We start from the raw sequence: 13206 nt of genomic DNA on the forward strand, positions 1-13206 counted from the left end.
CCACAAGCCGGCGCCCGTTAGTTTTTGTGTGGCCGGCGCGATGCCGTCACGGCGGCGGCCTCAAGGATCTTCCGTGTACTGCTCGACGCGGATATGGAAAGTGGGAATGCGCGCCCATTGCGCGCGCGCCGACAACAGCGTTTCGTCCGACGCGAACACCAGGTTCCAGGCATGGCCGTCGTCCACCCAGGAATGCGGCGTCGATTCCCAGCCGCAGCACACGAAACGCAGCTGCGCGATGCCGTAGCGCCGGCGCAGGAAGTCCTCGGCCTGGGCCGCGTATGCGCCGTCCAGCCGGTAGCGCGCCACCAGCGGCTTGCCCTGCCCTTCGTATTCCTCATGGCAGCCCAGGTACTCGATGTAGCCAGGCTTGTCGCCCTGCTTGTCCAGGAAATCGCCACAGGCGGGCGCGGAAACGGCTTGGCCGGCGGCGGCCTGTCCTGCAACAGCCTGCGCGGGCGCGCCCAGGGTCAGCGCCAGATATAGCGGCGCCGACAGCGCCGACAGTCGGAAAACACGCAATGGATACGTCAAGGCATGCCTCTGGAGTGTCCCGGCCGCGCCTCGCGCCACCGGTGGAAACGGGTCAGGGTTGCGGGCGAGTCGTGCGCTTGCGCGCCGGCGCCTCGGCCGACGCGGCGGTATCGGCGGGCCGGCCGGCGTCCAGGTTGAGCACACGGTCCTGCTCCGGCTTGCCGGCGTCGGCGACCTCGACATACGTGCCGGGTTCCAGGATGCGCTCGATATCGGCAGCCGACTTGCCGCCGAAGCCCTGGCCCCCGCCGAACATGCGCAGGCCGGACGTCTCGATGGCGCCCTGCACCGTCACCACGGTCAACACCCGGTCGTCGACGCGGAACTCGACCCGCTTGCCAACCCGCGTCCGCGTGAATTCAGCCAGCGGCTTGAGACTGCCCGGCGTGAAGGTCACATCCACATACTCGCCTTGCCCGACCTCGTCCTTGCCCGCCACGGCCTGTACAACCTGCAGAAAGGCGCTTTCCGCCTGCGCCTGCGAACCGCAAAACAAGGCCAGCGCCAAGACCGGCAGGCTCTGCTTCAACCGCGTCATCCACTCTCTCCTTCGATTCCTGGCGCGACGCGCGTACAAGCCGCGCGCGGAGCCAACCACTGATCAACCCACTGCCTGGGCCAGATTCTGCCAGGCCCCCGGACTGCGCCCTTCCTCGGCCAGGAATTCCACCAGCGCCGGCAGCGCCGCGTCCATCGGCCGGTTGGGCTGCATGCGCATCACGTAGCCCCAGGAGCCGGCCAGCTTCAGGCGCGGCATCAAGGGCACCAGCCGGCCGCTGGCCAGTTCCTCGTCGACCAGCGGCGCGCGGCCCAGCGCGATGCCCACGCCCGCCGCGGCGGCGGCCACCACGGTGCTCAGCCCGCTCAGGACCAACGGCTCCTGCCGGTCCGCCGGATCCAGGCCCAGCCGCGCGCTCCAGGTATCCCAGGACGTCTCGGGGCTGTCGACGTGCTTTTCCTCCAGCCAGCGGTGACGCGCGAAGACGCGCGGATCGTCGCGCTCGCCAGGCGGCACCAGCGCCGGGCTGCACACCGGCACCACCGTTTCGCTCATCAGCCGGATGTCGCCCGGCTGCGGCAGGTGCGGGCCGTGCTCGCGCACGTGCAGGAAGGCCAGGTCGATGTCCTGGGCCTTCCAGGCCGGATCCTGGCTGGCGTGCAGGAACACCTGCACATCGATGTCCGGATGCAGCTCGATGAAGCGGCCGATGCGCGGCGCCAGCCACAACGCGGCCAGCGACGGGTTGGCCGACAGGTTCAGGCTATGGCGCCGCTTGCTGCGCACGGCCACGCGGACATTGCGGCAGGCAGTCTCCAGTAGGGTCAAAGCCTGCTGTACGGATATAAGCAAAGATGCGCCGGCCTCGGTCACCTGCGCCCGCCGCAGCGTGCCGCCTCGGTGCAGCAGCGTCGCGCCCAGGTCGGATTCCAGCGCTCGCAACTGATGGCTGACCGCGCTTTTGGTGACGTTCAGCTCGACCGCGGCGCGGCTCAGGCTGCCGAGCCGGGCGACGGCCTCGAAGGCGCGCAGCGCGGCCAGCGGCGGGGTATGGTTGGGCAAATCGGGCATGGGTTGAGTTTATCTCAACCGTGTATTGAAAAACCATCGCTTTCGCATTCGCGCCCGATCGGGGACCATGAGCCGCATGGGCCGTACCCTGGCGCGCATCGCGCGGGCGATCCGGCCGGTCATACACGAAGGAACATCGATATGTATTTCGACGCGAGACTCTGGCGCCTGACGCGCGGCCTGCGCGCCGGCATGGCGGGCGGCATCCTGCTGGGCCTGCTGGCGCTGGCGGCCGGCATTGCCCGCTATGTCTTCCTGGGCCTGATGCTGGCGCGCGTATTCGACGGCGCGCCCTGGAACGACTGGGCCTGGCCGGCCGCCGGCGCGGCGCTCATGGTGCTGCTGCGCTCGCAGCTCGATCACTGGCGCACGGTGCAGGCGCAGCGCGCCTCGGCCGCCATCCAGCTGTCGCTGCGCGGCCAGCTGTACGACCGCATCGTCGCGCTCGGGCCGGCCTGGTTCGCGCGCCAGCGCACCGGCGGCGTGATGCTGACCGTGGTGGACGGCGTGGAGCAGTTGCAGACCTTCTTCGGCCAATACCTGCCACAGCTGGCCATCGCCGCCGCCGCGCCCTTCGCCATCTTCGCCGTGATCGCCTTCTGGGACGTGCCCACGGCGCTGGTGCTGCTGGTGGCGGCGCTGTTCGCGCTGGCCGGGCCCATGGCCGTGCACATGCTGGACCGCCGCGCCAGCCTGGCGCGCACCCGCTCGCTGAACGACTTCGGCGAGGACTTCCTGGACGCCATGCAGGGCCTGCCCACGCTCAAGTCCTACGGCCAGGGCAAGGCCTGGGGCCAGCGCCTGGCCGAGCGCGCGCGCAAGCTGTCGGACAACACGTTCTGGGTACTGTCGGTGAGCCTGCTGACGCGCGGCATCACCGACCTGGGCGTGGCCCTGGGCGCCGCGCTGGCGCTGACGCTGGGCGCCTGGCGCGTGACCGCCGGCGACATGAGCGTGGAAGCGCTGCTGATCGTGCTGATGGCCGGCACCGAGATCTTCCGTCCGCTGCGCGACCTGCGCTCGGTGCTGCACCAGGGCATGCTGGGCCAGTCGGCCGCCGCCAGCATCCACATGCTGATGGACGCGCGGCCGCTGACCCCGCCGCTGTCCACTGAACGGGCCGCGCCCGCCGCGCTCGCGCCCACCATCGAATTCGACAACGTTGCCTACGCCTACACGCCCGAGCGGCCCGCGCATCAGGGCCTGAGCTTTCGCATCGCGGCCGGCGAACGGGTCGGCGTGGTCGGCCCCAGCGGCGCCGGCAAGTCCACCATCGTGCGCCTGCTGCTGCGCGAGTGCGTGCCGCAGTCCGGCACGGTGCGCGTGGGCGGACATGACCTGAACCAGCTCGACGCCGACACGCTGCTGTCGCAGATCGCGCTGGTGAGCCAGGACATCATGCTGTTCCACGGCACCATCGAGGACAACCTGCGCCTGGGCCGGCCCGACGCCAGCCGCGAGCAGCTGCGCGCGGCCGCCAGCGCCGCCAACATCGACGACTTCATCATGGCGCTGCCCGAAGGCTACGCCACCCGCATCGGCGAACGCGGGCTGCAACTGTCCGGCGGGCAGCGCCAGCGCGTGGCGATCGCCCGCGCGCTGCTGCGCGACGCGCCCATCCTGATCCTGGACGAGGCGCTGTCCTCGGTCGACGCCGAGAACGAAGCGCTGATCCAGCAGGCGCTGGACCGGCTGATGGAAGGCCGCAGCACGCTGATCCTGGCGCACCGCCTGGCCAGCGTCATCGGCGCCGACCGCTGCCTGGTGCTGGACCAGGGCCGCGTGGTCGAGTCCGGCAGCCATGCCGAGCTGATGCGCCAGGGCGGCCTGTATCACCGGCTGATGCGCGAGCAGGCGGCGACGCTGGCGCGGCCTGCCGATGCGCAGGCCGACATGGCGGACGCCAGCGCCTTGGCCAGCCACGCAGGCGCCGCGCATTCCCCCGCCGTCGCGGCATCAGCGCCAGCGGCTTCGACGCCTGCGTCCGCCGGCATCACGCACGGTCAGCGTCTGGATGGCCAGGACGAGCCGGACCTCGACAAGCCGCAAGCGCCCGACGCGCGCCCGCTGGACGCGGACGCCGCCCAGGTGGGCTGGCGCGACACGCTGGGCACGCTGCTGTCGGTGGTGCGGCCCTGGCGCGGCACGCTGGTCGCCACCATCCTGCTGGGCGTGGCGCGCGTGGCCGCCTTCATCGGCGTGGGCGTGCTGAGCGCGCTGACCGTGGCCGCCATCCGCGACGGCCGCGAGATCCAGGCGCTGATCATCGCCCTGCTCGCCGCCGCGCCGCTGGCCGCGTTGTTCCACTGGCTCGAATCCTGGCTGGCGCATGCGATGGCGTACCGGCTGCTGGCGGACATGCGCGTCAAACTCTACGACAAGCTCGAACGGCTGGCGCCCGCCTACCTGCTGCAACGCCGCTCCGGCGATCTGGTGGCGCTGGCCACGCAGGACATCGAGATGGTCGAGTACTTCTACGCGCACACCATCGCCCCTGCCATCGTCTCGCTGGCGGTGCCGCTGTCGGTGCTGGGCTTCCTGGCGTTCTACAGCTGGCCGGTGGCGCTGGCGCTGCTGCCCTTCCTGGCCTATGCCTTGCTGTCGCCGGTGCGCGGCCGCCGCCGCATCGACGCATTGGGCGACCGCGCCCGCCAGGCGCTGGGCGAGATGAGCGCCCACACCGCCGACACCATCCAGGGCCTGGCCGACCTGACCGCCTTCCAGGCCACCGGCCGCCGCCGCGACGAATTCCTGCGCGCCGCCGACCGTTATCGCGAACGCCGGCTGTCCATGCAGCGCGACCTGTCGCGGCAGAACGCCAACTTCGAACTGGCCGCCGGCCTGGGCGGGCTGGCCGTGGCCGTCACCGGCGGCCTGCAGGTTGCCGCCGGCACGCTGTCGGCCGGCATGCTGCCGCTGCTGGTGCTGATCGCGCTGGCCACCTTCCTGCCGGTATCGGAGATCTCGCAGGTCAGCCGCCAGCTGGCCGACACCATCGCCGCCACGCGCCGGCTGCACGTGGTCAGCCACGAACCGGTGCCGGTGAACGATGGCCCGGCGGACGCCCCCGTGTCGACGCAGGGCCTGTCGCTGGCCTTCGAGCACGTCAGCTTCGCCTATCCCGGCAAGCGCGACAACACGCTCAAGGACCTGAGCTTCACCGTGCCCGCCGGCGCCACGGTGGCCGTCGTGGGCGCATCGGGCGCGGGCAAGAGCACCGTGGCCAGCCTGCTGCTGCGCTTCTGGGATCCGCAGTCGGGCGCGGTACGGCTGGACGGCGCCGACCTGCGCGGCCTGAAGCTGGACAGCCTGCGCGAGCGGGTCGCGCTGGTCACGCAGGACACCTACCTGTTCAACGACACGCTGGAGGGCAACATCCTGCTGGCCCGCCCCGAGGCCAGCCGCGAGGAACTCCAGCGGGCGCTGGAACAGGCCGCGCTGGCGGACTTCGTCAAGGCATTGCCGGACGGCCTGCGCACCCGCGTCGGCGAACGCGGCATGCAGCTGTCGGGCGGCCAGCGCCAGCGCATCTCGATCGCGCGGGCGTTCCTGAAGAACGCGCCGGTGCTGATCCTGGACGAGGCCACCTCGCACCTGGACACGCTGTCCGAGATGCAGGTGCGCGGCGCGCTGGACGCGCTGATGCGCCATCGCACCACGCTGGTGATCGCGCACCGGCTGTCCACCATCCGCGACGCGGACCTGATCCTGGTACTGGACCAGGGCGCGCTGGCCGAGGCCGGCACGCACGAACAGCTGCTGCGCCGGCAGGGGCTGTACGCGCGGCTGGCCCGGCGCCAGGGCGGACAGACGCTCAGTAGCGCAGCGTCTCTGTCGACCTAGCGTGCTCACGGACCTCGGCGTCCGTGAACCACACCCGCTTGCTGCCGAAGCCCGTGTACAGGTCGAGCTGGTCGCGGGCGTGCGGCGACAGCGCTCCGTCCGGCGCCACGAAGCCGCTCTGGCCCGGCGCGACCACGTCCACCGCGCGCACCGTCCTGCCGTCGAACACGGTCATGTTGTTCTCGGTGCCCCGGTTCTGCGCGACCGGATAGGTCAGCGTGGCCTTCGCATCGGCCTGGGGCACGCCCAGGAAGTTCTTGGGCGCGAAGACCATGGGGCCGGCGGGCACTTTCCAGGCGGCCTGGTCGGGCCCGTAGGCCTGCTTGAGCGCGGCCAGCGCATCGTCCAGCGCCGCCAGCGTGACCGCCTCGGGCCGCTGCCCGTTGAAGAAGTCGTAGCCTTGCGGCACGCCGGCGTCCGGCCCGGCCAGCGCGTTGAACAGGGCCTTCACGCCCACGGTCAGGTTGATCGAGCCCGTGGACGGGGCGGCCGTGGTGGGATAGCCGGTGGCGCTATACCACTTGAAGAACTCGGCCGGCATCTCGTCGGCCAGCGTGCGCTTGAGCATGGCGCGCAGCCAGGCATCCATCACCGCCGGCCCCGCGTTGTCGTAGTAGCCCGGCGTGCGCTCGGCGGTGTTCATGCCGTCCCAGGCCGCCAGCCCGGCCACCAGCCGCGCGCGCTCGTCGCCGGCCGGCAGCCCCGCCACCGCGCGCTGCAGGAAGGGCAGGAAGTGGCGGCGGTTGACGTCGGCATAGCTGGTCGTGCGGATCAGGTCCCACATCTGTTGCGGGCTGATCCGGCCGCCCTGCGCGGTCATGGCCTTCAGGCGCGTCTCGATCTCGGCGTAGCGGTCGGCCTGGCCCCAGACGATGGCGAACAGGTCGGTGGACGGATAGCCGCGCATGGGCTGGTTGTTCCAGTTGGCGATGAAGCCCTGGCGCGGGTTATACACCTGCGGATTGGTGGAGAACGGCAGCATGCCGTCCCAATCCATCTCGCCGGTGCCCGGCACCGGCAGGCGCGGATCGTGGCCGGGCTTGCGCTTGGGATAGAAGCCGGTGTGCGCGTAGCCGATATTGCCGCGATCGTCGGCGTAGTACCAGTTGATGGTCAGCGCGTGGCGCGCCGCCTGGGTCTTCCATTGATCCCAGTTGGCCGACTGCGTCTTGCGCACCCAGGCCAGCAGCGACTGCATCTCATGGCCTTCCCAGGCGCGCGCCTTGGCGTAGGCGACGTGCTGCGACTCGTCGAACTTGACGATCAGGCCGTGCACGCTGCGGTACACATCCATCAGCACCGGCTCGCCGCCCTTGACCAGGATGAGTTCGCTGCGTTTCTCCATGCGTTTCCACTGGCCGTCGTGGAAATAGCGCGTGCGGTCGGCGGGGTCCAGCTTCTCGGCGTAGATGTCGACATCGTCGCCGAAACCCGCCGTCGACCCCCAGGCCACGTGCGCGTTGTGGCCGAACAGGATGCTCGGATAAGCGAAGGGCGTATTGCCCACCACGTCGAAGCCCGCGCCGTGCAGGCCGATGCCGTAGGTATAGGCGGGGTTCCACCAGCCGAACTGGGGCCCGTTCAACAGGATGGCGCGCGCGTCCCGGGCGTGGTCGCGCCCGACGAGCCAGATATTGCTGGTGGTGGGCCAGCCCGCGATACCCGGCTGGCCGGACTCGGCGAACTGCGCCAGCAGCCGCTCGCGCAGCGCATCCGGCGGGCCGTCCAGCACGCCGCGCGTCCGCGGATCGCGCGGCACGCGATCCAGCATGGGCGGCGTGCCGTCGTAGCGCGGCAGCGCATAGGACAAGGCCGACGCGCCCGGGGCAGCGGCGCCCGATGACGCGGCGACGCCCGGCCGGTAGCTGCCCTCTTCCTCCGGCACGGTGACCGGCGCGCGGCTGTCCGTCATCCAGCGCAGCTGGTTGAAGATCTGCATGGCCCGCGCCTCGCCGTGCCGGTCCTTCAGCGCGGTCAGCAGCGCCAGATTGTCGATCTCGCTGTTGGCATCGGAAAAGCGGTTGGCCATGGTGCCCACGTACACCATCGCCACGTCATAGGCGGTCCAGTCCGACGGCTGGAATTCCAGGTCGTTGAATTCCTTGGGCATCAGGCGGCCGGGCTCGGCGCGCACGCGCGCGATCCAGGCATTCATGCCGGCGGCGTAGCCGTCCAGGATCTGGCGATCTTCCGGCGACATCGCGGCCAGCTGGCGCTGGATGCGCTCGGGCGAGAAGTTGCCGCGTATGGACTTGTCGAACGTCACCATCGACGGCCCCAGCACTTCCGCCGTCTTGCCCTGCGTGGCGCGGCGGGCCATTTCCATCTGGAACAGCCGGTCCTGGGCCACGGCGTAGCCGTAGCCGTAGAAGATGCCGTGGACCGTGGCGGCATAGACATGGGGCATGCCGTATTCGTCACGACGGATGGTGACCTGGCCGCTGGCGGCGGGCCGCGAGGCGGAGGCGGCGGTGGCGGAATCGGGGGTCGACGATTGCGGCGCCGGCGCGGCGTGGACGCCCGCGTGCGCACAGGCCGCCAGGATGGCGGCCGACAGGAATTGCTGCTTCATTTGAATCTTGTCTCCATGAACAGTGACGCCGGGCCGTGCCGGCCCTGCGCGCCGCGCGGCGCCTCTGCGGACGCCGTCGCGGGTTCATGATACGGAGAGCCAATTTATAATTCCAATGCATTTATTTTATACATTTCATGCGTTGGAATTATGGATTTCCAGAAACTCAAGCACCTGCTCGCCGTGGTCGAACACGGCACGTTCTCGCGCGCGGCAGAAGCGGTCAACCTGTCGCAGCCCGCGCTCAGCCGCAGCATCCAGGCCCTGGAAACCGAGCTGGGCCTGCCGCTGCTCGACCGCGGCACGCGCCAGCTCCGCCTCACCCCTTACGGCGCCTGCGCCGTGGAGCGCGCGCGCCGCATGCGCCACGAAGAGGCTGAATTGCAGAGCGAGCTCAAGCGCATGCACGGCGGCGAATCCGGCAGGCTCGACATCGGCCTGAGCCCCACTCCGGCCTCGCTGCTGCTGTCGCCCCTGCTGGCCCATATGACGGCGCGCCATCCGCAGGTGCGCGTCAGCGTGGAGCTGGGCGCCACCGACGCGCTGCTGGCGCTGCTGCGCGCCGAACGCATCGACGCGCTGGTCTGCGACGCACGCCTGCTGCACGACGCGCCGGACATCGACGCGCAGCCGCTGGCGCCGTTGCGCGCCGGCCTGGTGTGCCGGGCCGGACATCCCATCCTGGCGCATCGGCGCGTCGGCGTCGCGCAGATCCGGCAATATCCGGTCGCGTCCACCTCGCTCAGCCCGGAAGTCTCGCTGCGGCTGGCCGAGACCCTGGGCCCGGGCGGCGCGCCCGAACAAATGGTGACCGTGCGCTGCGAGAACCTGGAAGCGCTGACGCGCCTGGCGCTGGACAGCGACGCGCTGCTGCTCGGCGTGATCAGCGTGACCCGCCGCGAGCAGGAGGCCGGCCTGCTGCGGGAAGTGCCCATCGCGCCGGACCGCGAACGACGCGGCCACTATGCGCTGGCGCGCCTGACCGGCCGCACGCCGTCGACGGTGCAGGATGCGTTCCATGCCTACACGCGGCAGTGCTGGACCGATCACGCGGCCTACGCGCAACGATCGCGTTGAAAAAAACCGACAGGATCTGCGCGGACGGTTGATTCACATGTGTCCGTTCTATAGAATCATCCGTTCGGGCATTCGTCCCATTTACTTTTCTTCCTTCAATACACCACTGGGAGGCGCAAGATGATGAATCCGCATACCGCCAACCCGCGCGTGTCTCCGCGACGCTCCTAAGTCGTCGCCCGCGCGGACCCATCGCCTGACTCGTATCAGGCGACTGGTCCTCCGCGCCTGTCACCAACTCAAAACGCAATGCCCGCGCCCACCCGGCGCCGGGTCGTTTTTCTTCCTTTACACAAGGATTCCTGGCGCGTCCCGTGGCGTCAGGCCATTGCATATGGCTATCAAAAAATCGAATCAACGAGGACAGGCCTTCACGGATGTCCTGGGCTATACCTTCCGCCACTGGGCCCGGCAGCCCCTGCGCACGCCGCTCATCATGGCGCTGGCGCTGCTGGCCGCCGTCGCCGACGTGCTGACCCCGCTGTACGCGGGCAAGCTGATCGACGCCGTGGCTTCTGGCGCCGCCGGCGACGCGCAGGTCTGGCACGCGGCCATGACGGCATTCTGGCTGCTGGTCGCGCTGGGCCTGGGCGCCATGCTGCTGCGCCAGGCCGTGTACTACAGCATCATCGGCTTCACGCTGCGCATGATGAACGGCATGATGTCCAGCGCCTTCCACCGCGTGCAGCGCCTGTCCACCGACTGGCACGCCAACAGCTTCGCCGGTTCGACCGTGCGCAAGATCACGCGCGGCATGTGGGCGGTCGACCAGCTCAACGACACGTTGCTGATCGCCCTGCTGCCCTCGGTGGTGATGCTGGTGGGCGCCACCGCGCTGCTGGGCTGGCACTGGCCGCTGATGGGGCTGGTGGTGGGCCTGGGCTCGGTGATGTATATCGCGTTCACCGCGCTGCTGTCGCTGCGCTACGTGGCGCCGGCCGCGCGCCTGGGCAACGCCTGGGACACGCGCATGGGCGGCGCGCTGGCCGACGCCGTGACCTGCAACGCCGTGGTCAAGGCCTTCGGCGCCGAACGGCGCGAGGAAGCGCGGCTGGCGCGCGTGGTGGACAAGTGGCGCCGCCGCACCCGCCGCACCTGGATGCGCGGCACGCTGAACGCCGGCGTGCAGGGCGCCATGCTGGCGCTGATGCAGGTCGCCATGATCGGCGCATCGCTGTGGCTGTGGGCGCGCGGCCAGGCCAGCGTGGGCGACATCACTTTCGCGCTGACCATGTTCTTCATGCTGCAGGGCTATCTGCGCGAAGTGGGCACGGACATCCGCAACCTGCAACGCTCGATCAACGACATGGAGGAACTGGTGACGCTGGAACGCCAGCCCCTGGGCGTGGCCGACAAGCCGGGCGCGGGCGTGATCCGCATCACCGAAGGCGAAATCCGCTTCGACGACGTGACCTTCCGCTACGGCGCGCACGACACGCCGCTGTACGAGCATTTCTCGGCGCGCATCGCGCCGGGCGAGCGCGTCGGGCTGGTGGGCCATTCGGGTTCGGGCAAGACCACGTTCATCAAGCTGATTCAGCGCCTGTACGACGTCAACGAAGGCCGCATCCTGATCGACGGGCAGGACATCGCCCAGGCGCAGCAGGCCTCGCTGCGCCGCCAGCTCGCGATCGTGCAGCAGGAGCCCATCCTGTTCCACCGCACGCTGGCCGAGAACATCGCCTACGGCCGGCCCGGCGCGACGCAGGCCGAGATCGAGCACGCGGCGCGGCAGGCCAGCGCGCACGACTTCATCATGCGCCTGCCCAAGGGCTATGACACGATGGTGGGCGAGCGCGGCGTGAAGCTGTCCGGCGGCGAGCGCCAGCGCGTGGCGATCGCGCGCGCCTTCCTGGCGGACGCGCCCATCCTGATCCTGGATGAAGCCACGTCCAGCCTGGACAGCGAAAGCGAGGTGCTGATCCAGCAGGCCATGGAGCGCCTGATGGAAGGCCGCAGCACGCTGGTGGTGGCGCACCGCCTGTCCACGGTGCGCGCGCTGGACCGGCTGCTGGTCATGGACCATGGCCGCGTGATCGAGGAAGGCAACCACGAGACGCTGATCCGCCGTCCTGGCGGCGTGTACCGCCGCCTGTTCGAGCGCCAGGCGCTGGAACTGACCCGTGGCATGTCGATGGAGGAACTGCGCGGCGAAACGCCCCGCTACGCCGACGAGCCCGAGGACAGCGACCTGGCGCTGGATCCGCGCTAGGGCGCAGTGGCGCCGTCCGCCAGGAGTGGTCGGCGCCGCTTCGCAAGCGCGCCCGTGGCGCGGACCGGGCGGCCGGCGTCAGGCCGGCCGCTCGGCCAGCGTCAGACGCAGGCCGAAGCCGATCAGCGCGGTGCCGAAGACCAGGCTCTGGATCTTCTGCGCCTTCGGGCTGGCCGACAGCCAGCGTCCCATCGCGCCGCCCGCCAGGGCGCACAGCACATCGAACGCCAGCCCCATGCTGACCAGGATCACGCCCAGCACGGCGAACTGCTGGCCGACCGGACCGCTCGCCGGCGACACGAATTGCGGCAGCAGCACCGAGCAGAACAGCAAGGCCTTGGGATTAAGCACATTGGTCAGCACGCCGGACATCAGCGCGCCGCGCCAGCGGGTCGCTTTCGCGGCCTCGGCCGTGCCGCCGGCCTCGTAGGACATGGGACCGGCGCGCAGCAGCTTCACGCCCAGCCACATCAGATAGCAGCCGCCCGCCAGCCGGGCCGCGTCGAAGGCCCAGGGATGCGCGCGGAACAGCGCGGCCAGCCCCAGCGCCGCCAGCGTGACATGCGCGGCGCGCGCGATCGCCAGGCCCAGCGCCACCGCCAGCGCGGGCGCCCGTCCGCGCAGCAGCCCGGTCTCGAGCAGCAGGATCATGTCCGGACCCGGCACCACATAGACGATCACCAGGGCCCCTAGAAACAACGCCATATCGGCCATGACGGCCCTCCTTCAATCTTGCTGCGCAGGGCGTCATTCTAGGAAAACCGGGCTGGCATGTGCTTGCGATTCATGCCAATGGGAATATCATTATTGGCACGATTGATCACTTACCAAGCCATCTATTAAATTTCATGCCAAACCCTTCCCCCAAGCATCAACTGGACGGCTACGACCGCCGCATCCTGGAGGCCCTGCAGAAGAACGGCAGGCTGACCAATGTCGAGCTGGCCGAGCAGATCGGCCTGTCGCCTTCGCCCTGCCTGCGCAGGGTGCGCATGCTGGAGGACGCGGGCGTGATCCAGGGCTATGAGGCCCGGCTGGCGCCGGACGAGGTTGGCCTGGGGCTGACCGTATTCGTAGGCGTCAAGGTCGAGCGCCACCACGAGCGCGACGCCGCGCGCTTTCGCAAGGAAGTCAGCGCGCTGCCGGAAGTGATCGCCGCGCACCTAGTGTCAGGTGAGTCCGATTTCCTGTTGCAGGTGGTGGTGCCGGACCTGCGCGGCTACGAACGCTTCCTGCTGGACACGCTGCTCAAGCTGCCCGGCGTGAAGGACATACGCAGCAACTTCGCCATCCAGACCGTCAAGCCGCAAAGCCCGCTGCCGCTGGATCATCTGACGCGCTGAGGCGCGCGGGCGACGCGCTGCCGCCCTTGCCCGCCGCCAGCGGCTGCCGCGCGAC

At 69.8% G+C, this 13206-nt stretch carries 9 protein-coding genes; 4 read left to right on the forward strand and 5 right to left on the reverse strand.

From position 1 onward, the window contains the following. Positions 1–60: 60 nt before the first annotated feature. The 3 genes from AC6LJ9_RS05950 to AC6LJ9_RS05960 all read right to left on the reverse strand — a co-directional run bounded on the left by AC6LJ9_RS05950 (position 61) and on the right by AC6LJ9_RS05960 (position 2104). On the reverse strand, positions 61–522 hold the full coding sequence (locus AC6LJ9_RS05950) for a DUF4952 domain-containing protein (RefSeq protein ID WP_498146825.1): 462 nt from the start codon (positions 520–522) through the stop codon (positions 61–63). Between the two features lie 64 nt (positions 523–586). Next, positions 587–1072, reverse strand: coding sequence for a hypothetical protein (locus AC6LJ9_RS05955; protein ID WP_498146826.1), 486 nt, complete (start codon positions 1070–1072; stop codon positions 587–589). Between the two features lie 63 nt (positions 1073–1135). After that, entirely contained in the window at positions 1136–2104 is a 969-nt protein-coding gene (locus tag AC6LJ9_RS05960) for a LysR substrate-binding domain-containing protein (protein ID WP_498146827.1), read from the reverse strand. A gap of 141 nt (positions 2105–2245) precedes the next feature. On the opposite strand from AC6LJ9_RS05960, the gene cydC reads away from it, so the two are divergent. Next, on the forward strand, positions 2246–5947 hold the full coding sequence (gene cydC / locus AC6LJ9_RS05965) for a thiol reductant ABC exporter subunit CydC (RefSeq protein ID WP_498146828.1): 3702 nt from the start codon (positions 2246–2248) through the stop codon (positions 5945–5947). On the opposite strand, the gene AC6LJ9_RS05970 is transcribed toward cydC, so the two are convergent. Next, positions 5919–8519 (reverse strand): penicillin G acylase, encoded by a 2601-nt coding sequence (locus AC6LJ9_RS05970; protein ID WP_498146829.1) that lies wholly within the window; start codon positions 8517–8519, stop codon positions 5919–5921. The genes cydC and AC6LJ9_RS05970 overlap by 29 nt on opposite strands. Positions 8520–8669: 150 nt before the next feature. Between AC6LJ9_RS05970 and AC6LJ9_RS05975 the strand changes: the two genes are divergently transcribed. Next, positions 8670–9596, forward strand: a complete 927-nt coding sequence (locus AC6LJ9_RS05975) for a LysR family transcriptional regulator (RefSeq protein WP_498146830.1) — start codon at positions 8670–8672, stop codon at positions 9594–9596. Between the two features lie 334 nt (positions 9597–9930). Beyond that, positions 9931–11808 (forward strand): ABC transporter ATP-binding protein, encoded by a 1878-nt coding sequence (locus AC6LJ9_RS05980; RefSeq protein ID WP_498146831.1) that lies wholly within the window; start codon positions 9931–9933, stop codon positions 11806–11808. 78 nt (positions 11809–11886) lie between these two features. Here AC6LJ9_RS05980 and AC6LJ9_RS05985 read toward each other — a convergent pair whose 3' ends face one another. Then, positions 11887–12522, reverse strand: coding sequence for a LysE family translocator (locus AC6LJ9_RS05985; RefSeq protein WP_498146832.1), 636 nt, complete (start codon positions 12520–12522; stop codon positions 11887–11889). A gap of 134 nt (positions 12523–12656) precedes the next feature. Here AC6LJ9_RS05985 and AC6LJ9_RS05990 point away from each other — a divergent pair, with 134 nt between their 5' ends. Further along, entirely contained in the window at positions 12657–13151 is a 495-nt protein-coding gene (locus AC6LJ9_RS05990) for an Lrp/AsnC family transcriptional regulator (protein WP_498146833.1), read from the forward strand. The last annotated feature ends 55 nt before the right edge of the window (positions 13152–13206 follow it).

The organism is Achromobacter sp. 1011811831 (assembly GCF_059760905.1).